Below are 22,975 nucleotides of genomic sequence, written 5' to 3'. Positions count from 1 at the left end.
TCAAGCCGCATTGGTTGCGAATAGGCAGTCATTCTGGTTCAATTAGAGGCAGGCAGAGCCGTTTACGCCTGTTATATGGAGAGGTGCTGCAAGTGGGGCCGTTCTATCCAGTCATGCTGAACATAACAGGGCGCCGCTGTGTCGTAATTGGGGGCGGTCCCGTAGCGCTGCGCAAGGTGCACGGGCTGCTAGAGGCGCACGCGCAGATTGAAGTCATTAGTCCGACAGTGGTGGACGGGCTGAGGAAGCTGGCTGACGAAGGCAAGGTCATCGTACAGCTCCGGGAATATCATACGCATGACCTGCAGGGAGCGACTCTCGCATTTGCGGCAACAGGCAATCGCCGGACGAATGCGGAGATTGCCCGTAATGCTGATCAGTTGGGGGTGCCCGTCAATGTGGCGGACGTGGCAGAGGAGGGCAGCTTCATCCTGCCATCTGTCGTCCGCCGCGGTGATCTGCTGCTGACCGTGTCGACCTGTGGCGCAAGTCCGGCGTATGCGGCTCTCATCAAGGCAGAGCTGCTGGAGCGGTACGGCGAGGAGCAGGGGGCTCGTGTCCGCTGGCTGGGACGGCTGCGGGCCGTAGCTGCCAGTCGCATCACGGACAGCAGGCTGCGCCATGAGGTGCTGCGTGCTGCGGCGCGTTCCCAGGCTGTGCCGGAAATGAAGGATGAGAACTGGGAAGAGCAATATATCAATAGGTACATAGACAGGCTTATACAGATCGTTCACGAAGGGGGCTATAACGATGGGCAGCAGAACGATAATAGTAGGAACACGACAGAGCGCACTTGCTCTGACGCAGACGGGACAGGTGATTGAACAACTGCAGCAATTGAGCGACCAGCATGAGCTTGGACTGAGCTTTGAAGTGCGCAAAATAGTCACCAAGGGCGATCGAATTGTAGATGTCATGTTGTCCAAGGTGGGCGGCAAGGGGCTGTTCGTCAAGGAGATCGAGCAGGCACTGCTCGATCGGGAGATTGATTTGGCGGTTCACAGCATGAAGGATATGCCCCATACGTTGCAGGAGGGGCTGATGAATGGCGCGGTGCCGACAAGAGTTGATGCAAGAGACTGTCTGGTGACACGCAACGGATTGGGCTTTCTGGATCTGCCGCATGGGGCCAAGGTCGGAACAAGCAGCCTGCGACGCTCCTGCCAGTTGAAGCATGCGAGGCCGGATCTGCAGTTGGAGTGGATTCGCGGCAATATTGATTCACGTATCCGCAAGCTGGAGACCGAGGGCTTCGATGCGATTGTGCTGGCAACAGCCGGCTTGACGCGCATGGGGTGGCTTGACCGCATCTCCGACTATATCCCGGTTGATCTGTGCATTCCGGCTGTCGGGCAGGGGGCGCTAGGCATTGAATGCCGTGAGGATGACGAACAGGTTCGCCATCTGCTGTCGCTGTACAATGATCCGGTATCGTCGCTGACTGTTGCCGCAGAGCGCAGCTTCCTTGGTACACTAAATGGCGGCTGCCAGGTGCCTATCGGGGCACATGCCGTTATGAAGGATGCGCACACTATCTCGCTGATTGGTGTCGTAGGTACGCCGGATGGCACTGTGCTGCTCAAGGAAGCGGCAGAGGGCACCGATGCGGCGGCGCTTGGGATTCAGGTCGCTGAGGCGCTGTGCAACAGAGGAGCAGATGAGATTCTGGCGCAGGTGAGGGGTTGAGCGACGTGGACGAAGGAAAGGTCTATCTGGTTGGGGCAGGGCCAGGCGATCCGAAGCTGATTACAGTGCGGGGTCTGGAGTGTCTGAAGGCAAGCGACGTTGTTGTCTACGATCGGCTGGCAAGCCCGCGACTGCTGCGTCACCTGAAGCCGGGTGCGGAGAAAATCTATGTCGGCAAGCTGCCGGATCGCCATACGATGAAGCAGGAGGAGATCAACCAACTGCTTGTTGACCTGGCGCTGCAGGGCAAGACGGTTACACGGCTCAAGGGCGGTGATCCGACCATCTTCGGGCGAGTCGGGGAAGAGGCGGAATTGCTGCAGCAGAACGGCATTGAATATGAGATTATACCAGGCATCACATCGGCGATTGCCGTCCCGGCTTATGCCGGCATCCCGGTTACACATCGCGATATGGCCTCCTCGCTGTCCATCATTACGGGGCATGAGAGCCCGGAGAAGCTGGACAAGTCGATCCATTGGGATAAGGTGACGAATGCTACGGGCACACTCATCTTCCTGATGGGGGTGGCGAAGATTGGCTATATCGCCGAACAACTGATTCGGCACGGCAAAAGCCCGAATACGCCGGTTGCCCTGATTCGCTGGGGTACACGGGTGGAGCAGGAGACATTGGTGGGTACACTTGCATCGATCGAGCAGCAGGTGCTGGAGGCGAACTTTCAGCCGCCTGCCGTCATCGTCGTTGGCGAGGTGGTCAAGCAGCGTGAGAAGCTGAAATGGGTGGAGCGCCGTCCATTGTTCGGTACGCGTGTCCTCGTTACGCGGGCAAGAGCGCAAGCGAGCGAGCTGGCGGACAGCATCGAGGCGCTCGGCGGCGAGCCGGTCGAATATCCGGTCATTGAGCTGCGGGAGACGACAGAGGAGAACGCTGTTGCAGCGATCATGGCAGCGCTGGGTCAGGCCGAGCAGTATGATTGGCTGATGTTCACCAGCACCAATGGCGTCGATTACTTCTATACCTGGCTGCAGAAGCTGAACATCGACATCCGGCGCTTTCATAAGGCGCGCATCGCGGCTGTTGGCCCGAAGACGGCAGAGCGACTGCTGGAGCGCGGCCTGCAGGTGGATGTGCTGCCGGTGCAGTTTCAGGCGGAAGGGCTGCTGGACAGCCTGGAGGGCGTGCTGGAGGCGGGACAGCATGTGCTGCTGCCGCGTGGCGATCTCGCTCGCGAGGTGCTCCCGCGCCAGTTGGCTGAGCGCGGCCTGGTGCCAGTTGAGATCGATGTCTATGAGTCGATGCTGGCCGAAGAGGATGACCAGCTAGTAGTAGAGCTGCTGGAAGCCAGACAAATTCATATTGTCACGTTTACGAGCGCCTCCACTGTGCGCAATCTGATGGAGAAGCTGCGCCGAGCGGGTGTTGCTGATCCGGTGCAACTGCTGGCAGGGGCTGCGATAGCATCGATCGGGCCATTGACGAGCGCCGCCGCGCGCGAGGCGGGCTTACAGGTGGATATTGAGCCGGAGCAGGCGACGATTGCCGCTCTGCTGCAAGCGATAGCCGACTATCGGAGCAAGGCGCGTGGCGAGTAGAGGTCGTGCCAGCGCTCTGCAAGAGAACGTGTTCGGAGACATGGCAAAGCAGGCAGAGGCGAGAGAGCAAGCCTCTGTGTGAGGATTGGAGCTTGAACTGAACGAAGGAGGAATGAAGATGAGCTTTCCTGTTGTTAGACATCGCAGGCTGCGCCGCAATGCGGCGATGCGCAATCTGGTGCGTGAAACCTATGTAACGGTTCATGATCTGATCTATCCGCTGTTCGTCACGGAGGGAACGAATGTGAAGACAGAGATCGGCTCGATGCCGGGGGTATATCAATTCTCGCTTGACCGGTTGGAGGAGGAAATCCGCGAGGTTGTGGCGGCTGGGCTGCAGGCCATTATGCTGTTCGGCATCCCGGATGAGAAGGATGCTGTCGGTTCTCAGGGCTATGACCATAACGGCATCGTCCAGCAGGCGACGCGCAAGGTAAAGGAATGGGCGCCGGAGCTGCTCGTTATCGCCGACACCTGCTTGTGCGAATATACCGATCATGGACATTGCGGCGTCATTCATCATCATCCGCAGACGGGCGAGGCGGAGATTGTTAATGATGCTTCCCTGGAGCTGCTGGCCAGGACGGCTGTCTCTCAGGCGGAGGCTGGTGCCGACATTATCGCTCCGTCCAACATGATGGATGGGTTCGTGCAGGCTATTCGAGCAGGACTGGATGAAGCGGGCTATCAGCATATTCCGATTATGTCGTATTCGGTGAAATATTCCTCGGCATTTTATGGCCCGTTCCGGGAGGCTGCCAATTCCGCGCCGCAGTTTGGCGACCGCAAGTCATACCAGATGGACCCGGCTAATGTGCGCGAGGCGATGCGTGAGGCGGAGTCTGATGTGCAAGAGGGGGCCGACATGCTGATGGTCAAGCCAGGGATGGCATATATGGATGTCGTCCGCATGTTGAAGGAGCATTATGACCTGCCGCTGGCCGTGTATAATGTGAGCGGTGAGTATTCGATGGTGAAGGCTGCTGCGCGCAATGGCTGGATCGATGAACGGGCGATTGTACTGGAGCTGCTGACGGGCTTCAAGCGCGCTGGTGCGGATATGATCATTACCTATCATGCCAAGGACGTTGCAGGCTGGCTCAAATCATAGAGAGAGGTGTGAAAGCAGATGGATGCAAACGGGCAGATTCGGAAGGATGAGCGTTCAAAAGCAGCATTCGAGAAAGCGAAGCAATATATTCCTGGCGGGGTGAACTCACCGGTGCGCGCTTTCAAATCGGTCGGACTGACGCCAGTCTACATCGATCGGGCGGCAGGCTCGCGTGTATACGATATCGACGGCAACAGCTACATCGATTATGTGCTTTCCTGGGGGCCGCTCATCATGGGTCATGCTCATCCAGAGGTGGTAGAGGCGGTCAAGCGCACGGCAGAGCGCGGGACGAGCTTTGGCGCTCCGACGGAGCTGGAGACGATGATGGCCGAGATGGTGGCGGAGCGGATGCCATCGGTTGACATCGTGCGTATGGTCAACTCCGGCACCGAAGCGACGATGAGCGCGCTGCGATTGGCACGGGGGTATACGAAGCGACAAAAAATATTAAAGTTCGAAGGCTCCTATCATGGCCATGCCGATAGCCTGCTTATTAAGGCCGGTTCGGGCGTAGCGACGTTAGGGCTGCCGGATAGCCCAGGTGTGCCTGAATCCGTGGCCTCGCATACGATTACGGTGCCTTATAATGACCTGGAGTCGGTCAAGCTGGCATTCGAGCGTTTCGGGGAAGAGATCGCCTGTGTGATTGTCGAGCCAATCGCAGGCAATATGGGTGTCGTCCCTCCGCTGCCCGGCTTCCTTAGCGGCTTGCGCGAGGTGACTCGGCAATACGGCAGCCTGCTGATCTTTGATGAGGTGATGACGGGCTTCCGCGTTCATTATCATAGTGCGCAGGGGCTGTACGGCGTCACGCCGGATCTGACCTGTATGGGCAAGGTCATCGGCGGCGGTCTGCCTGTAGGCGCATATGGCGGCAAACGAGAGATTATGGAGCATATGGCACCTGTGGGGCCGATCTATCAGGCTGGCACACTCTCCGGCAATCCGCTTGCGATGGCAGCAGGCTACACGACGCTTCGTCTGCTGACCCATGATGTGTATGAGCAGTTGGAGCGGTTGGCCGTCCGCCTGCAGTTGGGGCTTGAGGATAACGCGAGGGCCTATGGCGTACCCTGCACGATCAACCGTGTCGGCTCGATGGTGTGTCCGTTCTTCACCGATGTCCATGTCATCAACTATGATACAGCCAAGCAGTCGAATCTGGAGCAATTCAAGGCGGTATTTGCCAGCTTGCTGAATTCGGGAATCAGCATTGCGCCATCGCAGTTCGAGGGGCTATTTGTATCCGCTGTACATACCGAAGAGGATATTGATCAGACGATTGCAGCGCACAGACTAGCGCTGAGCCGTCTGTAGGCGAGGCTCGGCAGATGTCGAAGCTGAAGCGCGAGCATGCAGTACGCAGGGGGGAGTGGCTGGAATGGCCGCTCCCTTCCCATTATATTGAGGAGCTGAAGCAGGCCGGAGACAGCCCGCATCACGTCCGGCAATGGCTCCTGTCGCTCGGCCAATTTCCCGAAAAATGGCTGAATCGGCTCTATTCCACAGGAGGAATCAAGCTCTCCCGCAATAAACTGCTGCTGCATATGTTCAAGGAGCAGGAGCTAAGTTCTCATCCGTTGTATGCCGCTGCGCTCGCCTTGGATGGGGCGGAAGAGGCGGATATATTGTATGAGGATGATTATTGCCTCGTCGCTGCGAAGCCAGCAGGGATGGCTGTACACCCTTCTGAGCCAGGCGAGCGCGGGACGCTGGACGAAGCGGTGCTGCGCCACGCGCTGCTGACCGGACAGCAGGTGCCGCTGCGCCATATTCACCGGCTGGATGCTGATACATCGGGGCCGGTGCTGTATGCCAAAAACGATTACGCCCAGTGGATGCTGGATGAGGCCATGCGCGCCAAGCGTATCGAGCGTTATTATGCCGCATGGGTGCAGGGCAGAGTGAAGCAGGATGCCTTCACGATCGATGCTCCGATCGGCAAGGATCGACACCATGGCAGCAAGCGGCGAGTCTCGCCCTCCGGTCAGCCAGCGGTTACACATGTCAAGGTGGCTGCCCGCTCCCGCAAAGGGACGCTGGTTCATATCCGCCTGGAGACCGGGAGAACCCATCAGATTCGGGTGCACCTTAGTCATATCGGTCATTCCCTGCTAGGCGATGGCTTGTACGGAGGCAGCACAGAGCTGCTGCCCACACAGGCACTTCACGGGTATGGCCTGCAGTTCGACCATCCATGGAGCGGCGCCACCATTCACATCGAGTGTCCATACCCGGACTGGTTCCTCGCCCTGGAGCGCGCTCTGGCACCTGCGCCAAATTCATAGTCATGCCCGCCCTCTCCTAACCATATAAATAATAGGGAATGAAATTGTTAGGGGTAGAGAAGGGAGGATGAAGTGTGCCGAATACGCCAGATGGACTTCGTTTTGATGTATATGAACGGGTGCATTTATCAGAGGATGTCGCCGGCATTGAAGAATTGGACGAGATCGAGCTGACCCCGCATATACAGGTCATTACCCAAGGGGAGCAGATTCTGCTGCGGGGCAATCTGCTGCTGACGGGCAGCTACAATACAGGCGGCCAGGATCGCTTGCAGCAGGGGCTGGAGCACTGGATACCTGTAGAGATTACGTTGCCGCTCCATCGTGTTCACAGGCTGGAGGACATTTCAGTCGAAATCGACAATTTTGATGTCGATCTGCTCAGTACACGGACACTGAATATTACCGGGGTGCTGTCTTTGAGAGGTTTGCAGATCGAACAGGCAGGGGCTTATCCTTCCAATTGGGAGGAGGAGCAGATTACGGTGGTGCATCGAACCTGGCAAAGCGCCGAGGCATCGCTCCAGCCGCAGCGCCAGCTTGAATCCGAGGTGGAGCAAGCTTCGGACCCGGAGTCTGCGGCGTTCCAGCCGTCTGACGAAGCCAGTTGGCCAGGTGCGGAGCAGGAGCAGGAGCAGGCTGCAAGGGAGCCATGGGCCGCGCAAGAGGGGTGGGCGGGCTCGCAATATAGCGCGCCCGCGGAGCGTCAGCCGCAACCGTTGTTGCCTTACGGTAGTCCGGCTAGACGACCGGAGCAGCAGCGGCCTGAAGCGCCGTCGCAGCGCAGCGAGCCGGTTGTGCCAGGCTTCGGCCAGTCCACTGCCGGCAATGGCAACGTTAACGGTAACGGCCTTGGTCAAGTCTCTGGCTTCCCTCAGCAGTCCATGTACGGTGCGTCGTATGATCATCCTCAGCCGATACAGGGCACGGAGGACGAGCGTGAGCAGCCTGGGGTAGAACCAGCCCAAGATGAACTGGCCTGGGGACAGGGCGCTCCGGGAGGAGCAACGCCGTTCGCTTACGAGGCGGCGATACGTGAGCCGGAGGCAGGGCAGCCTGCGGATCGCCAGACGGCTGGCCTGCAGCCAGAGAGCGAACGGACACCGCAGCCTGTGCCAGAAGCATCCGCCCAGACGGCTGCGCCGGAGGTGCCACAGCCGCAGCCGCAGCAGCCGCAGACGGCTGTGCCGGTCATTGCTGCGCCGCATGCCGAAGCAGAAGCCGAGGCCGATGCGGTGTTGATCAGTGAGGCGCAGCCGTCAGCCGAGGTGATCAAGACGGAGATGAAGATTGCTCTGTCTGGCAAGGAGAGCGGCAGCGACAGCTTCGGCATTAGCTCCCTGCTCCAGTCCAACCGCCGTGAGCAGGAGGCCAAGGCGCTGGCCAGGCAGCAGGAGCAGCGTGAGCAGCAGGAGGCCGAGCAGCAGCGGGACCCTGCGGAGGAGGTGCAGTGGAAGAAGCTGTTCCTTAGCAAGCAGAATGAGGAGCGTGAATTCCGCAAGGTTCGAATCTGTATCGTGCAGCGCGAAGAGACGCTAGAGACGATCGCGGGCCGATACCAGTTGAATCCGCGCGAGATCGTGCTGTACAATCGTCTGCCTGACCCGAGTGTTACAGAAGGACAGATGCTGTATATTCCTTAGATGGGCAGGCGCCCTGCCCGGAACGATAATTTGGCATCAACGGCTCCCGTTGAGGTTGAAGCTATAGCTTGTCCGCTGAGGCAAGGCCAGGAAGTCCGCTCTGCTCTCCATGCAGGAGAGCAGGGCGGACTTGGTCGTTATGCAGGCTGGCTGCTGCCTCCCCGCGGTTACCCTCCCGCCAGGATAAGCTGACTGTTGCGATAATGGGCGCGCGAGTTCTGCGAAAGGATTGACTAAGCCGCTCAAGACAGGTATTATAGAACGTAATGATTCCATTCAATATCAACGTTGAAGGGGAAGGATTGCAGTGATGCCTTCAGAGAGCGGAACCGTCTATGCTGTGAGGTTTTGCAGGATGTAGCTGCTATTTGTCGCCCTGGAGTTGCCCATGCCAGGCGCATGCTTCCATACGCCAACTTGGGCCGGCCGCAGCCGTTATCTGTATGAAGTGTCGCTTGCTGGGCATGTCCTTGGGACTGCTCAGAGGGCTGTAATGTGCAAACAGACAGCCGACATGCAAGTGAAACAAAGGTGGTACCACGGAAGCGAAGCTTTTCGTCCTTTGAGGGCGGAGAGCTTTTTTTGATATTCTGCAGGAAGCATTGCTGGTCAAGACGGCACAGCCGTTCTCGCCAGTTCTCATAATCTGTCGCATGCTATGGAGGGTGAATCAATTGAAGGAGCAAAATCAGACTGCAGCGATGCCTACCACGTATGATCCGAAGGCCGCTGAACAAAAATGGTATTCTTACTGGCAGGAAGGCAAATATTTTGAAGCGGGCAAACGGCCCGACGCGCCAGCCTATACGATCGTTATCCCGCCTCCAAACGTGACGGGTATGCTCCATATCGGTCATGCGCTTGATTTTACGTTGCAGGATATTATGATCCGCACCAAGCGGATGCAGGGCTATGACGCGCTGTGGCTGCCGGGCAGCGACCATGCCGGGATTGCGACACAGACGAAGGTCGAGCAGAAGCTGCGCGAGCAGGGTCTGTCTCGCTATGATCTGGGGCGCGAGAAGTTCCTGGAGCAGGTGTGGGAGTGGAAGGAGCAGTATGCGGGTACGATTCGTGAGCAGTGGGCGAAGATGGGACTGTCGCTGGACTATTCCCGCGAGCGCTTCACACTGGATGAGGGCTTGTCCAAGGCAGTGCGCGAGGTATTTGTCCGTCTCTATGAGAAAGGGCTGATCTACCGGGGCAAGAAGATTATCAACTGGGACCCGGCTGCGCGCACCGCTCTTTCGGATATTGAGGTCGAGTATAAGGAAGTGCAAGGCAAGCTCTATCATCTGCAATATCCGCTTCAGGATGGCAGCGGCTCGATTACTGTCGCAACGACCCGTCCAGAGACGATGCTGGGAGATACGGCTGTCGCTGTCCACCCGGAGGATGAGCGTTACAAGCATATGATCGGTAAAATGCTCGTGCTGCCAGTGACCGGCCGGGAAATTCCGGTCATCGCCGATGAGTATGTCGAGAAGGACTTCGGCAGCGGCGCAGTGAAGATTACGCCAGCGCATGACCCGAATGACTTCGAGGTGGGACAGCGCCATAACTTGCCGCAGATTATTGTGATGGATGAGTCCGGTGTCATGAACGCCGAGGCGGGCCCGTATCAGGGACTGGACCGGATGGAGTGCCGCAAGCAGTTGGTCAAGGATCTGCAGGAGCAAGGCGTCTGCACGCTCATCGAGGAGCATGTACATCAGGTGGGTCATAGCGAGCGCAGTGGCGCAGTGATTGAGCCATACCTGTCGACACAATGGTTCGTTGCGATGAAGCCGCTCGCGGAGAAGGCAATTGCCAAGCAAAAGTCGGGCGAGGGCGTCCGCTTCGTACCGGATCGGTTCGAGAAAATCTATCTGCACTGGATCGAGAATGTGCGCGATTGGTGTATCTCCCGCCAGCTATGGTGGGGGCACCGCATCCCGGCATGGCATTGCGAGGCTTGCGGCGAGCTGCATGTGGCGCATGAAGCAGTGGACACTTGCTCCAAGTGCGGCGGCAGTGCGCTGCACCAGGATGAGGATGTGCTCGATACCTGGTTCAGCTCCGGCCTGTGGCCGTTCTCTACGCTCGGTTGGCCGGACAATGCGGAAGACCTGGCACGTTATTACCCAACCAATGTGCTGGTGACCGGCTATGACATTATCTATTTCTGGGTCGCGCGGATGATCTTTACGGCGCTTGAATTTACAGGCGAGAACCCGTTTGCCGATGTCCTGATCCACGGCCTGGTGCGTGATGCGAACGGGAACAAGATGTCCAAGTCGCTTGGCAACGGCGTCGATCCGCTGGATGTCATCGAGCGCTATGGCGCAGATGCGATGCGCTTCATGATCTCCACAGGCAGTACGCCTGGCCAGGATCTGCGCTTCCATTGGGAGAAGGTTGAGCAGGCGCGCAACTTTGCCAACAAGATCTGGAATGCGTCCCGTTTTGCCTTGATGAATCTCGAAGGCTTCTCGGCGGCAGATATTGATCTGCAGGTGGAGCTAGGCACCGCTGATCGCTGGATACTGCATCGCTTGAACGAGACCGTGCGCGATGTGACTCGCCTGCTGGATGGGTATGACTTCGGTGAAACCGGCCGCGTTCTGTACAACTTTATCTGGGATGACCTGTGTGACTGGTACATTGAGTTTGCCAAGCTCAGCCTCTACGGAGAGAACGAGCAAGCCAAGCGTGCTACGCAATCTGTCCTGGCCTATGTGCTTGACCGGACACAGCGGCTCATTCATCCGTTTATGCCCTATATCAGTGAAGAAATTTGGCAGCATCTGCCGCATGAGGGAGAGACGATTACGCTCGCACCTTGGCCGGTATATGACGAATCGCTTGCAGCGCCTGAATCCGCGAAGGAGATGGAGCTGCTGATGGACATGATCCGCGCGATCCGCAATATTCGCGCTGAGGTCAATGTGCCGATGAGCAAAAAGGTCGAGCTGCTGGTGAAGCCGTCCAACGAATCCGTGCTGGCGATCTTGCAGCGGAATGAGGAATTTGTCAGCCGCTTCTGCGGCACGAGCCGACTGGAGATTGCGCTGGAGATGGCGGCCCCGGATAAGGCGATGAGCGCGATCGTGACCGGAGCCGAGCTGTATTTGCCGCTGGCGGGCTTAATTGATATTTCTCAGGAAATAATCCGGCTGGAGAAAGAACTGAAGACGCTCAATTCCGAAGTGGAGCGCGTCGAGAAGAAGCTGGCGAATGAAGGCTTTGTGGCGAAGGCTCCGGCCAAGGTCATTGAAGAGGAACGAGCCAAAATGCAGGATTATGCTGAGAAGCGTGATAAGGTGCTTGCCAGAATTTCCGAGCTTCGAGGATAATTGTCAGAGGAAAGAAGGTTGAAGGACGATGCAAACCTATCAGGAGGCCAGAGAGTGGATTGAGGGACTGATTCCATTCGGAATCCGTCCCGGCCTGGAGCGTATCAGCATGTTGCTGGACAAGCTGGGTCATCCCGAGCGCCGCTTGAAGTTTATCCATATCGCCGGAACGAATGGCAAGGGCTCGGTCTGCGCGTATTTGACGAGCGTGCTGAGGCAATGCGGCTACGATGTGGGGAGCTATACGTCCCCCTATATCACCAAGTTCACCAACCGTTTTCAATACAACGGGGAGGATATTGAGGAGGAGACGCTGCTGGCTCTGGCCAACGAGCTGCGTCCGCATGTGGAGGAGATTGCCGCCACCGAGCTGGGATCGCCGACCATGTTCGAGGTCTCCACAGCGCTTGCTATTCTCTATTATGCTAAAGTCACCTACCCTGACTTCGTTGTTTGGGAGACCGGCCTGGGCGGGCGAATGGATGTGACGAATATCGTGCATCCGATTGTATCGGTCATTACGAACATCGGACATGACCATATGGATGTGCTGGGGGATACGCTGGAAGAGATTGCCCATGAGAAGGCGGGGATCATCAAGAGTGGTGTGCCTGTTGTGAGCACGGTGGAGCAACCGGAGCTGCGCGACATCATTGCGCAGACGGCGAAGGAGAAGCATGCCACATTATATCTGGCTGGCGACCAATTCCATGCCGTTCCGATCCGTCATAATGAGCAGGAGCAGAGCTTCCGGTTCGAGGGACTATTCAGAACCATTGAGCCGCTGGAGATTACGCTCTCCGGCAGTCATCAGCGCAGTAATGCTGCGCTTGCCGTCATGACACTAGAGGTGCTGAGGCAATATTATGCCTTGATCATGGAGGATGAAGACCTGCGTACAGGGCTTCGTCATGCATCATGGCCGGGACGTCTGGAAATGATAACTAACAACCCGAAAATAATACTTGATGGCGCTCATAATCCAGAAGGCGCAGCGGCGCTGGCAGCAGCACTGAAGGAGACCTACACCTATCAGAAGCTGCATGTTATGATCGGTATGCTCGGAAATAAGAATCATCAAGAGACATTGCGGCATATACTACCACTAGCAGATACCGTGATTATAACCGAGCCTGATTTTCACAAAAGGCTGGCTGCTGAGGAATTGGCTTCAATCGCTGCGGAGCTAAGGGGGCAGCATTCGTTCGAGCTGCTCGTGGAGCCCGACTGGCAGCTTGCGCTCCACAAGCTGCGCGAACAGACAGCTCCTGGCGATTTGGGGGTTGTTACTGGCACGCTCTATATGATCTCGGATGTGCGCGCCCGTTTGCTTAATGATACGGATAATGAAAAAGGTTGGTGAAGCTTCTTTGAATATAGCAGAACACGTTCATTTTATCGGCATTGGAGGCTACGGGATGAGCGCCATTGCCAGAGTGATGCTGGAGATGGGCTACACGGTCACCGGCTCTGATGTTGTCAGAGCGGAGCTTACGGAGAAGCTGGCGGCCAAAGGGGCGCGCATCTATATCGGTCATGAGGCGGAGCATGTGAAGGGTGCAGACCTGGTGGTCTATTCGACAGCGCTCTCGCGCGATAATGTAGAGAGAGTAGAGGCCGAAAATCTCAATATTCCGATCCTTCATCGGTCGCAGATGCTGGCGCGGCTGATGAATGCCCGCAAGGGCATCGCTGTGGCGGGGGCGCATGGCAAGACAACGACCTCGTCGATGATTGCGCTCGTCATGGAAACCTGTGGACAGGACCCGACCTATATTATTGGCGGCGAGATTGTTAATGTGGGAACGAATGCCAAGGCAGGCAAGGGCGATTATGTGGTTGCCGAGGCGGATGAGAGTGACGGCTCCTTCCTGCAATATCATCCGGCAATGGCGGTCGTGACTAACATTGAAGCTGACCATCTGGAGAACTATGATGGTGATTTCAATAATCTCAAACAAGCCTACGTGCAGTTTCTCGGGCAAGTGAAGCAGGGGGGCCAATCGATCGTCTGCGCTGATGACGAGATCGTGCGCGAGCTGCTGCCTCAGGTAGACCCGAGCAATGGCGGAGAGCTTATCACATATGGCATCACAGGCGATGCCGATTACAAGGCTGAACATATCGAGCTTGGCGACCGCAAGGTTCGCTTCATAGTGAGCAAGCATGGACAGCAGCTCGGTGTCATCGAGCTGCCGGTTCCAGGGCAGCATAACGTCTACAATGCGCTGGCGACGGTCATTGTATGCCTGAACGCCGGCTGCCAGTTTGACGAGATCGCGGCAGCGATCGCCCAGTTCCAAGGAGCCAAGCGGCGCTTTCAAGTGCTTGGCGAAGCGGGTGACATCCTCGTCATCGATGATTATGCTCATCATCCGACAGAGATTCAGGCGACGATCAGTGCTGCCAAGGCGACAGGCAAGCGAATTATAGCGGTATTCCAGCCGCAGCGCTATACGCGAACCTACTTCCTGTTAGAGCAATTCAGCCGAGCGTTTGGAGAAGCGGACGAGGTGATCATTACCGACATCTATTCTCCAGCCGGCGAGCAGCAGATTGAAGGAGTCAATTCGGAGCGTCTGGTGGAGATGATCAAGACGAACAGCAATCCGAATGCCCACTATATTCCGAGCAAGGATGAGGTGCTGGAATATCTCAAGAGTCATGCGGCCAAGGGCGATCTGGTGCTTACGATGGGTGCGGGCGACATCTGGAAGGCCGCCGACGAGCTTGCCCGCTATCTGCGCACAGTGGTCTAGGCTGTCAGCATATGAACGAGTGAGGCATAGCATGCCCCGATTCCCTTGCATTCGCAAGAGGGATCGGGCTTTTTTAGAATGTAAGCAAGTAAATGATCCTGTATTGCGATGCGGGAGCCAGCCATCCCGGGTGAACTAGCATTAAAAATATCATATATTTCTCCTTTCTCTCATAGAATGTAGTAGAATGACACAGGACAAGGAGAGAAGTGGGATGAGTTCAAAAGCCCGAATGACCTTTCGCTTTGATAACCAGGAGCAGAAGCCAGCAGTTATAGACCTAGCGGCATCACCGCCGTCAGGGATGAATAACGGACAGAACAACAAGGAGCGAACCGAAATCCCGATTATGAAGGATGGGCAGGGAGCCGCCCGGCTTGAGCAGGATGGGCTTGAGGCGGAGGAACGGCCTGCAGTGGCAATGGATTCATGGACTTCACCTGTTGTACAAGCTCCTGCGAGGGAATCAGAGAGCAGTCCGCAGAAGCTGGAGCAGTTGATTCGCAATGCGGGTCAAGCGGCAAATGAACGTACAGTGCCTGCAGATGCTTATGTGGAGCTGGGAGAGCTGAGCAAGGAGCAGCAGGCGCCGCGTGTCCAGGGCGGCTTAGCCTCTGGCAGAGTGGCCGGGTTCAGCAGGTCCCGTCCGATCATCATTGATATGGATCAGGACAAGCCGTCGGCTCATAGAGTACGCCATTCGGATAAGAGTCCCTCCTGGTTCAAGGCAGGCGCATCGGTTGTATTGGCGATTGCGACCGGGGCGTTGTTCGGCTATTTCATATTATCCTTGTTCACTAGCTATACCGATGATCCGAGTGTGCCTGGGGGACTGGAGAGTCGAACGGTTCCGCCTGTAGCATCCATAACGGATGCTGCCGACGCTTCCGGGACGGCTGCCATGCCGCAAGATGACAGCACAGCGGCGGACAGTGCGGTAACAACGACTAAGGTGCAAGTAAATGTACCGGCGAGCGAATACTATATGCTGCAATTCGGCGTATTCAGCAACGAGGAAGGAAAGCAGACTGCACTGTCGCAGTTGGATCAGGTCAGTGCAGCGGCAGCGGCTAGCACCGGGGACAAGTTCCATGTCTATGCCGGCATGGCGAAGTCCAAGTCAGAGGCTGAGGCGCTGAGCGCGCAACTGGAAGGGCTGGAGATCTATATTACCAAGGTTACCGTACCCGCGCTGGGCGCTGTCAGCTTTGCCGGGGATGGCGCGCTGCTGGAGCAATTCCTGCTGGATACCGATACGGCTATAGCCGCCTTGAATCAAGCAGTGGTGGGGCAGCTCTTACAGACCGAGCCAGGCAAGATCGGGGAGGCTAGCTATCAAAGCGCGTATCAGCAATGGACCCGTTCCGTCTCGCAGCTTCAGCCGTCACTTTCTGCTAAGGATAAGGATGCAGTCAATCAATTGGCACAGTCGATGCAGTCCATTATTTCAGCCATTGCACAATATAACAAAAATCCGTCCCGCTCCTATCTGCTAGCAGCACAGAGTGAGCTGATGGAGGCGGTGCTGGAGCAAAAAGAATGGATTGGGAGTATTCTCACATTGTAATAGCTCTCTAAGCAACGTATAATAAAGTTCAGGTGTCAAAAAATGGCGAGGGAAGTTAGAAGATGAAAAAAAACGGTTGGCTGCTTCTGCTGTTTATCGGACTTGGATTGATCGGCGGCTCGCTGCTTGCGCAGTGGCTGCAAGCTGTTCCAGGTCTTTCTTTTCTGACGCGGACGAACGATCTGAGCTGGTCTCCGGCTGCGGATCTGATCGTTCTCAGCTATGACCTGACGCTAAGGCTGGAGGTCAGTCTGCTTAGCATATTGACGGCGGCTGCGGCGATTTGGCTATATCGCAAAATGTAAGCGAACGAACAGGATGATCGATTCCGTTCTTCACATTGGCAAAGGAGATGGCTGCGAGGTGCAACAGCAACACTATGCGCTGCACAGCATCGTTCTTGCTTCTTCTTCACCGCGTCGCCAGGCGCTGCTCCAATCCCTGAATATTGCCCTTCCGATCCAGATTATGGCTTCGGAGGTGGATGAGGGGACGCCGCAGCATTGGGAGCCCGCTCGCATCGTAGAGGAGCTCTCGCTGCGCAAGGCCAGAGCTGTCAGGGAGCAACTGGGTGATGTGGCAGGCGCAGACGAGAATCATCTGATCATTGGTGCAGACACCATTGTCGTGCTGAAGGGTCAGGTGCTTGGCAAGCCGGCGGATACGGATGAAGCCAGACGCATGCTTAATGAGCTGCAAGGCAACGTACATGAAGTATATAGTGCAATTGCTTGTATAGATAGATGGAACACGCGCGAACGGGTCGCGCATAGAGTGACACGGGTTCACATGAAGCCGCTCGATTCCGCGCGAATTGGGCGGTATGTCGCGTCAGGGGAACCGATGGACAAGGCTGGCGCGTATGCCATTCAAGGTCTAGGAGCGTCATTTGTAGACCGGATTGATGGGTGTTATTTCAATGTCGTAGGGATGTCACTGTCGCTGCTATCAGATCTGCTTGGAGATTTTGGGATTGATGTGATCTAATCGAATTGCTATGGGAAGGCGGGAATCAAGGATGTCTTCACGACCACTTGTATTGCGCGATTTACCAAGCGAGGAGCGCCCGAGAGAGCGTATGGCACGTCACGGCGCGTCAGTGCTCAGCCATGCGGAGCTGCTGGCGATCCTGCTGCGGACAGGCACTAGAGAGGAGTCGGCAGTCCATCTTGCCAGCCGGATATTGAGCGAATGCAGAAGCTTGCATAATCTGGTCGATATGAGTGTGGAGGAGCTGACCCGGATCAAAGGGATCGGTACAGCGAAGGCGCTGCAGATCAAGGCTGGCATTGAGCTAGGCCAGAGGCTGTCGCGCAGCGCGATACAGGAGCGCCCTGCCGTGCGCAGCCCCAAGGATGCCGCTGACTACATGATGGAGCAGCTTCGTTATTTGAAAAAAGAACATTTCGTCTGCCTGTTCCTCGATACAAAAAATCGCATTATTGCGGAGGAGACGCTGTCTGTCGGCACGCTGAATGCTTCTCTTGTTCATCCTAGAGAGGTGTTCAGGGCGGCGATCAAGTGCAGCAGCGCATCCGTGATTTGTGTTCATAACCACCCTAGCGGCAACCCTGCCCCCAGCCCTGAAGATATTCAGCTAACCAGAAGGCTGGTCGAAGCAGGAGAGTTAGTCGGTATTGATGTCCTTGATCATATTGTAATCGGCGATCTTCAATATGTAAGTTTGAAGGAGCAAGGTTTAATGTAATATAATAAGAAGTGTTGTCGTAATGACAGAAAGGAAGATTAACATGTTTGGTGGTTTTACAAAGGATCTGGGCATTGATTTGGGCACAGCCAATACACTTGTTTTTGTGAAAGGCAAGGGCATCGTTGTGAGGGAGCCTTCCGTTGTGGCTCTCCGTACAGATACAAAAACAATTGAAGCGGTCGGCGAGGATGCCAAGAAGATGATCGGTCGCACGCCTGGCAACATTCGTGCCGTTAGACCGATGAAGGACGGCGTCATTGCCGACTTTGAGACGACAGCCACCATGATTAAATATTTTATCAGGCAGGCGCAAAAGCAGCGCTCGCTGTTCCCCAAGCATCCTAATGTCATGGTCTGCGTGCCATCAGGCATTACGGCTGTAGAGAAGCGAGCGGTTGAGGATGCGACCAAGCAGGCTGGGGCACGCGAGGCCTATACGATCGAGGAGCCATTCGCAGCAGCGATTGGCGCTGATCTGCCGGTATGGGAGCCTACAGGCAGCATGGTGGTCGATATTGGCGGCGGCACGACGGAAGTGGCCGTTATCTCGCTTGGCGGGATCGTTACGAGCCGTTCGATCCGTGTAGCCGGTGACGAGATGGATGAGGCAGTTATTCAATATATCAAGCGGACGTACAATCTGCTGATCGGCGAGCGGACGGCGGAGCAGTTGAAGATGGAGATCGGCTCCGCGCAGCAGACCGATAAGAACGAGACGATGGATATACGTGGCCGCGATCTGGTGAGTGGTCTGCCGAAGACGATCTCGATAACTTCAGATGAGATTACCGGAGCGTTGACAGATACGGTGAATGCGATCGTAGAAGCGGTGAAGGTGACGCTGGAGAAATGTCCGCCAGAGCTGTCGGCCGATATTATGGATCGGGGAATTGTGCTTACAGGCGGTGGCGGCTTGCTGCGCAATCTGGACAAGCTGCTGGCTTCCGAGACCGGCATGCCGGTCATCGTCGCCGAGAACCCGCTCGATTGCGTAGCGATCGGAACAGGGCGTGCATTGGAGAATATTCACATGTTTAAATCGAGAGGCGGCTCATCCAGGTTCAAAAGATAGCATGGTGCCGCCAATCATTGCTTGGCGGCGTTGTTTGTCATGTTGCCCAATTCGAATCAGGGCTGCCGCGGAGACGAAAAAGGGGAAATGGATGAAGAAGTGGGCGGGTGATTCAACTGTTTAAGTTTTTACGTAATAAAAGATTGTTCTTGTTGTTGATCGGGCTGATCCTGTTCGTCGCCGTCATGGGCTTCTCTCTGAGCGACCGCAAGGACTTATCCTGGCCTGAAAAATTTGTCAACGATTCTGTGGCGCTTTTGCAATCCTGGCTTTACAAGCCCGCTGGCTATATGGCGGGCTTGTTTGAGGATATTCGCACGATGCGTCAGCTCTATGAGGAGAATGAGGAGCTGCGGACGACTGTGGCACGGTATGCGAGAGACCGCAGTACATACAATTATTTGAAGTCTGAGAATGAAACCTTGAAGAAATATCTTCATTTCACTAGAGAGCAGGAACAAATCAATAATTATAAGTATGTTATTGCGCAGGTGATTGCTGCAAGTCCTGACGTCTATAACAAGACGATCAAGATCAATCTGGGCTCCAAGCACGGGATACGCAAAAATATGGCGGTGATGACGGTCGCTGGACTGATCGGGCTGGTCAGCGAGGTTTCCCCGATTACATCGACAGTCATGCCGATTACAGAGTTGAACGCCCAGTCGATTGCCGGTGCGAAGAAAATATCGGCGACCGTCAGCGGCAAGGAGTCATTCGGTATTATCGAGAGCTATGACAGTGAAACCGGTCAATTGCTGATGACGAGAATCAGTGAGGATGATCCACTCCAGGAAGGGGATACGGTGATTACCTCCGGTTTGGGATCGGTGTTCCCGCAAGGTATCGAGGTCGGCAAGGTCATCTCCAAGCAGGTCGGCGACTATGGGTTGACGTACACGGCATATATTCAACCGTCCGCCAACTTTGACAAGTTGAGGGAGGTCATGGTTGTTCAGGTGCCTGACTTCGAATATGAGGAGCTGGGGGAATGAGGATTCATTGGATCATCCTGATCATGTTCGTGCTGTTCCTTGTAGAAGGCACGCTCATGAACTGGCTGGTGCCGATTGAATGGGTGCACCGTGTCGTTCCGCATTTTGTATTTGTGTTTGTGCTATTCTCTTCGCTATACGCTGGCAGACATGTGGCGCTATTGCTGGGCATTGCGTTTGGCATGCTGCAGGATATTGTGTATTACGGTCATCTGCTTGGCGTTCACTCGTTCACGATGGGGCTGTGCGGCTATCTGATCGGGCTGATGCTGGAATTCAAGCGGGTGCCGATGCTAACGGCCATCTCCGTGATTGGTATGGGCTGTCTGCTGCTCGATACGCTCACTTTTATGATCTACACCGTGTTTAAGATCAATAGCCAGCCGTATGTCTGGGCGTTATCTCATCATATTCTTCCGAGTCTGTTTTTGCAGTTGCTGTTCGCTTTGGCCTGTTATGTCCCGGCCAGGCGCTGGTTCGAGCAAGCCTTTCCCCGCAAGAGCCGCGAGGAGTCTTCGGAGATGCCAACCATTCGCTGATCTGATAAAAAAATGCGCAAAAGCAGGATTCCTTGGGGCGGGAAAAGAATTGTTTAAGGTGGAGGTGGGATATTCGTGGCGGAGAAGCAGCATATCATCATAAAAGGGGTTAAGGAAGGGCTGCTCTTCCTGCTCGATGACCAGTGCGAATTTCCAGCATTGCTTGACGAGCTCCGTGTAAAATTGGAAAAAACCCACCAGCAAGTATTGACTGGTCCGCTCATCCATATTCATGTCAAGCTTGGCAAGCGCCAGGTGACAGATGAACAGAAGGAGCAGATCAGAACAATTATCCGCCAGCGTGGAAACCTGCTTGTTCAGTCGATTGAATCGATACAGCCTGAATCGGAACGAACAGCACTGGTTCCGGAGCAGTTCAAAATTGTTACAGGAATAATTCGTTCCGGCCAGACCTTTGAGCATGACGGCAATCTTCTGCTTATGGGCGATGTCAATCCGGGTGGAGCGCTATATTGCACAGGAGATATCTATGTGCTGGGGGCGCTGCGGGGAATGGCACATGCGGGAGTGAACGGACGGCAGGATGTTATTATTGCTTCTTCTTTATTGAGGCCCACACAACTTAGAATTGCAGAGGTAATAAGCCGTCCTCCCGATGAATGGATGTCCGGCGATGCCGCGATGGAATTTGCTTTTCTGGAATCTGGCCAGATGCAGATTGATAAAATTACGCAATTATACCGTTTACGCAAAGATCCGATCGTGTTTAAAGGAGTGTAGGGCATGGGAGACGCGATAGTAATTACATCAGGAAAAGGCGGGGTGGGCAAAACGACCACCTCCGCCAATGTCGGAACGGCGCTTGCTCTATTGGGCAAAAAAGTGTGCATGGTGGATACAGATATAGGCCTGCGCAATCTGGATGTCGTCATGGGGCTGGAGAACCGGATCATCTATGATCTTATTGATGTAGCAGAGGGTAGATGCCGGTTGGCTCAGGCGCTGGTCAAGGATAAGCGGTTCGATGAGCTGTACATGCTGCCGGCCGCTCAGACCAAGGATAAGCATGCCATCACTCCTGAACAGGTGAAGGAGATTGTGCTGGAGCTGAAGCAGGATTTCGATTATGTCATTATCGATTGTCCGGCGGGAATCGAGCAAGGCTTCCGCAATGCGGTTGCCGGAGCGGACCGGGCTATTGTCGTGACAACGCCGGAGAACGCCGCAGTACGCGATGCGGATCGCGTGATTGGCCTGTTAGAGCAATCCCAGCTCTCCACCAAGCTGATCATTAACCGGATTCGCCAGACGATGGTCAAGAGCGGCGAGATGCTGGATATTGACGAAATCTGCCAAGTGCTGGCGATTGATCTGGTTGGCGTCGTACCGGATGACGAGAAGGTGATTAAGGCATCGAACACTGGCGAACCGACGGTAATCGATCCCACCTCGAAGGCGGCGATTGCCTACAGGAATATTGCCAGGCGGATATTGGGGGACATGGTTCCACTTATGTCGCTTGAGGACAAGAGCGGAGTATTCAAGCGGTTCCGAAAGTTTCTTGGAATAGGATGAGGGAGAAGTGCTGAATAAACTTAAAAGACTCGACTGGGGTATTATAATCATTCTTATTCTGCTCATGATTATTAGCTTCTTCGTCGTTCGCAGCGCAACGATCGGATTTGGCAGCCGATATGAGAATTACGATTGGAAGACCTTATTTTTCTTCGGTGTTGGTTTTGTGGCGGCGATCGGGTCGGTCTTCTTCGATTATCGGCTGCTGCTTAAAGGCTGGGTCTATCTGTACGCTGTCGGTATTGCGCTACTGATCGGGGTGTACTTGTTCGGTGCAGAAATCAATGGAGCCAAGAGCTGGTTCCGCATCACGGAATCTCTATTATTTCAGCCAGCCGAATTTATGAAAATTTTGCTGATCTTTACGTTGGCGGCAGTGATCGGACGGCGAAATGGAGAGCCACTCACATTAACGACGGATATTGTCCCGATATTTGCGGTCTCCTTTCTGCCTTTCATGCTTGTCATGATCCAGCCTGACCTTGGCAATGCGATTATCTATCTTTTTATCGTCCTGGGCATGCTATGGATCGGCAATGTGAAGTACACCCATGTGCTGATTGGGCTTGCGATCGTCATTGGCTCGCTGGTGCTGTTTGTGAGTCTGTTCAACACATTTAATGACGAAATCAAGCAATACTTGGTCGAGAATAAGAAAGTACACTGGTATCAGCGCATCAATACGTTCATTAACCCGGAAAATGCTAGCGATGACGCCAAGCATCAATCCGAAAATTCCAAAGCAGCGATCGGCTCAGGGGGGTTGACCGGGGATGGGTATCTGCAGGGGCAATCGAAGACACGCGGCTTGATTCCGTATCCGTATTCCGATTCGATCTTCGTCGTCATCGGCGAGGAGTTCGGCTTCCAGGGTGCGGCGGTGCTGCTGCTGCTATATTTCTTATTAATATACAGGATGATCATTATTGCCTTTCAGTGTTATGATCGGCGCGGGGCGTATATTATTATCGGTATCGTCTCCATGTTCGTGTTCCAGATATTCCAGAACATCGGGATGATGATCGGCTTGATGCCGATTACGGGTATTACGCTGCCGTTCATCAGCTATGGCGGCACCTCGCTGCTGCTGAATATGCTCTGTATCGGTGTTGTGTTCAGCATTAAGGCACATCAGGAGAAATATGAGCTGGCGGTGTAAAATGAAAGGCTCTTC

The 22,975-nt window shown here is 55.2% G+C and carries 20 protein-coding genes; all 20 read left to right on the top strand.

Annotated features, from left to right (window positions below; genetic code table 11):
* Window positions 1-92: 92 nt before the first annotated feature.
* The 20 genes from ACY1JZ_RS11975 to ACY1JZ_RS11880 all read left to right on the top strand — a co-directional run bounded on the left by ACY1JZ_RS11975 (window position 93) and on the right by ACY1JZ_RS11880 (window position 22,960).
* Window positions 93-824, top strand: coding sequence for a precorrin-2 dehydrogenase/sirohydrochlorin ferrochelatase family protein (locus ACY1JZ_RS11975; RefSeq protein WP_462629340.1), 732 nt, complete (start codon window positions 93-95; stop codon window positions 822-824).
* Window positions 751-1,686, top strand: a complete 936-nt coding sequence (hemC, locus tag ACY1JZ_RS11970; protein ID WP_462629338.1) for a hydroxymethylbilane synthase — start codon at window positions 751-753, stop codon at window positions 1,684-1,686. The genes ACY1JZ_RS11975 and hemC overlap by 74 nt, the downstream gene beginning before the upstream one ends.
* A 5-nt stretch (window positions 1,687-1,691) precedes the next feature.
* On the top strand, window positions 1,692-3,242 hold the full coding sequence (gene cobA, locus ACY1JZ_RS11965) for a uroporphyrinogen-III C-methyltransferase (protein ID WP_462629337.1): 1,551 nt from the start codon (window positions 1,692-1,694) through the stop codon (window positions 3,240-3,242).
* A gap of 118 nt (window positions 3,243-3,360) precedes the next feature.
* A complete protein-coding gene (gene hemB / locus ACY1JZ_RS11960) occupies window positions 3,361-4,353 on the top strand; it encodes a porphobilinogen synthase (protein WP_462629336.1) in 993 nt (330 codons plus the stop codon).
* 18 nt (window positions 4,354-4,371) lie between these two features.
* Window positions 4,372-5,673, top strand: coding sequence for a glutamate-1-semialdehyde 2,1-aminomutase (gene hemL / locus ACY1JZ_RS11955; protein WP_270164665.1), 1,302 nt, complete (start codon window positions 4,372-4,374; stop codon window positions 5,671-5,673).
* A gap of 14 nt (window positions 5,674-5,687) precedes the next feature.
* Window positions 5,688-6,644 carry an RluA family pseudouridine synthase gene (locus tag ACY1JZ_RS11950; RefSeq protein WP_462629335.1) on the top strand — a complete coding sequence of 319 codons (957 nt, stop codon included), beginning with the start codon at window positions 5,688-5,690 and terminating at the stop codon, window positions 6,642-6,644.
* Between the two features lie 74 nt (window positions 6,645-6,718).
* A complete protein-coding gene (locus ACY1JZ_RS11945; RefSeq protein ID WP_462629334.1) occupies window positions 6,719-8,287 on the top strand; it encodes a LysM peptidoglycan-binding domain-containing protein in 1,569 nt (522 codons plus the stop codon).
* Window positions 8,288-8,988: 701 nt separating this feature from the next.
* Window positions 8,989-11,622: a valine--tRNA ligase gene (locus ACY1JZ_RS11940; protein ID WP_462629403.1), complete on the top strand. Its 2,634-nt coding sequence runs from the start codon at window positions 8,989-8,991 to the stop codon at window positions 11,620-11,622.
* A gap of 28 nt (window positions 11,623-11,650) precedes the next feature.
* A complete protein-coding gene (locus ACY1JZ_RS11935) occupies window positions 11,651-12,985 on the top strand; it encodes a bifunctional folylpolyglutamate synthase/dihydrofolate synthase (RefSeq protein ID WP_462629333.1) in 1,335 nt (444 codons plus the stop codon).
* 7 nt (window positions 12,986-12,992) lie between these two features.
* On the top strand, window positions 12,993-14,381 hold the full coding sequence (gene murC / locus ACY1JZ_RS11930; RefSeq protein ID WP_462629331.1) for a UDP-N-acetylmuramate--L-alanine ligase: 1,389 nt from the start codon (window positions 12,993-12,995) through the stop codon (window positions 14,379-14,381).
* 214 nt (window positions 14,382-14,595) lie between these two features.
* Entirely contained in the window at window positions 14,596-15,948 is a 1,353-nt protein-coding gene (locus ACY1JZ_RS11925; RefSeq protein ID WP_462629330.1) for an SPOR domain-containing protein, read from the top strand.
* Between the two features lie 62 nt (window positions 15,949-16,010).
* Window positions 16,011-16,253: a DUF4321 domain-containing protein gene (locus ACY1JZ_RS11920; RefSeq protein WP_462629329.1), complete on the top strand. Its 243-nt coding sequence runs from the start codon at window positions 16,011-16,013 to the stop codon at window positions 16,251-16,253.
* A gap of 58 nt (window positions 16,254-16,311) precedes the next feature.
* Window positions 16,312-16,935, top strand: coding sequence for a Maf family protein (locus ACY1JZ_RS11915; protein ID WP_462629328.1), 624 nt, complete (start codon window positions 16,312-16,314; stop codon window positions 16,933-16,935).
* 31 nt (window positions 16,936-16,966) lie between these two features.
* Window positions 16,967-17,656, top strand: coding sequence for a RadC family protein (radC, locus tag ACY1JZ_RS11910; RefSeq protein ID WP_462629327.1), 690 nt, complete (start codon window positions 16,967-16,969; stop codon window positions 17,654-17,656).
* A 43-nt stretch (window positions 17,657-17,699) separates the two neighbouring features.
* On the top strand, window positions 17,700-18,731 hold the full coding sequence (locus tag ACY1JZ_RS11905) for a rod shape-determining protein (RefSeq protein WP_270164648.1): 1,032 nt from the start codon (window positions 17,700-17,702) through the stop codon (window positions 18,729-18,731).
* A gap of 107 nt (window positions 18,732-18,838) precedes the next feature.
* Window positions 18,839-19,726 carry a rod shape-determining protein MreC gene (mreC, locus tag ACY1JZ_RS11900; RefSeq protein WP_462629326.1) on the top strand — a complete coding sequence of 296 codons (888 nt, stop codon included), beginning with the start codon at window positions 18,839-18,841 and terminating at the stop codon, window positions 19,724-19,726.
* On the top strand, window positions 19,723-20,265 hold the full coding sequence (mreD, locus tag ACY1JZ_RS11895) for a rod shape-determining protein MreD (RefSeq protein ID WP_270164645.1): 543 nt from the start codon (window positions 19,723-19,725) through the stop codon (window positions 20,263-20,265). The genes mreC and mreD overlap by 4 nt, the downstream gene beginning before the upstream one ends.
* A gap of 75 nt (window positions 20,266-20,340) precedes the next feature.
* Complete coding sequence (locus ACY1JZ_RS11890) at window positions 20,341-21,006, top strand: septum site-determining protein MinC (RefSeq protein ID WP_462629324.1); 666 nt, start codon at window positions 20,341-20,343, stop codon at window positions 21,004-21,006.
* A 3-nt stretch (window positions 21,007-21,009) separates the two neighbouring features.
* On the top strand, window positions 21,010-21,801 hold the full coding sequence (gene minD, locus ACY1JZ_RS11885) for a septum site-determining protein MinD (RefSeq protein WP_270164642.1): 792 nt from the start codon (window positions 21,010-21,012) through the stop codon (window positions 21,799-21,801).
* Between the two features lie 7 nt (window positions 21,802-21,808).
* Window positions 21,809-22,960, top strand: a complete 1,152-nt coding sequence (locus tag ACY1JZ_RS11880) for an FtsW/RodA/SpoVE family cell cycle protein (protein WP_462629323.1) — start codon at window positions 21,809-21,811, stop codon at window positions 22,958-22,960.
* Window positions 22,961-22,975: the final 15 nt, after the last annotated feature.

The organism is Paenibacillus sp. J5 (genome assembly GCF_054955055.1).
Note: the sequence above shows the minus strand (reverse complement) of the source record. Positions and strands in the feature narration are given on the sequence as shown.

Excerpts from the sequence above, each read along its gene's own strand:
- hemC (WP_462629338.1), top strand. The coding sequence starts at position 751 with ATGGGCAGCAGAACGATAATAGTAGGAACACGACAGAGCGCACTTGCT.
- hemB (WP_462629336.1), top strand. The coding sequence starts at position 3,361 with ATGAGCTTTCCTGTTGTTAGACATCGCAGGCTGCGCCGCAATGCGGCG.
- hemL (WP_270164665.1), top strand. The coding sequence starts at position 4,372 with ATGGATGCAAACGGGCAGATTCGGAAGGATGAGCGTTCAAAAGCAGCA.
- ACY1JZ_RS11950 (WP_462629335.1), top strand. The coding sequence starts at position 5,688 with ATGTCGAAGCTGAAGCGCGAGCATGCAGTACGCAGGGGGGAGTGGCTG.
- ACY1JZ_RS11940 (WP_462629403.1), top strand. The coding sequence starts at position 8,989 with ATGCCTACCACGTATGATCCGAAGGCCGCTGAACAAAAATGGTATTCT.
- ACY1JZ_RS11935 (WP_462629333.1), top strand. The coding sequence starts at position 11,651 with ATGCAAACCTATCAGGAGGCCAGAGAGTGGATTGAGGGACTGATTCCA.
- ACY1JZ_RS11925 (WP_462629330.1), top strand. The coding sequence starts at position 14,596 with ATGAGTTCAAAAGCCCGAATGACCTTTCGCTTTGATAACCAGGAGCAG.
- ACY1JZ_RS11920 (WP_462629329.1), top strand. The coding sequence starts at position 16,011 with ATGAAAAAAAACGGTTGGCTGCTTCTGCTGTTTATCGGACTTGGATTG.
- radC (WP_462629327.1), top strand. The coding sequence starts at position 16,967 with ATGTCTTCACGACCACTTGTATTGCGCGATTTACCAAGCGAGGAGCGC.
- ACY1JZ_RS11905 (WP_270164648.1), top strand. The coding sequence starts at position 17,700 with ATGTTTGGTGGTTTTACAAAGGATCTGGGCATTGATTTGGGCACAGCC.
- mreD (WP_270164645.1), top strand. The coding sequence starts at position 19,723 with ATGAGGATTCATTGGATCATCCTGATCATGTTCGTGCTGTTCCTTGTA.
- minD (WP_270164642.1), top strand. The coding sequence starts at position 21,010 with ATGGGAGACGCGATAGTAATTACATCAGGAAAAGGCGGGGTGGGCAAA.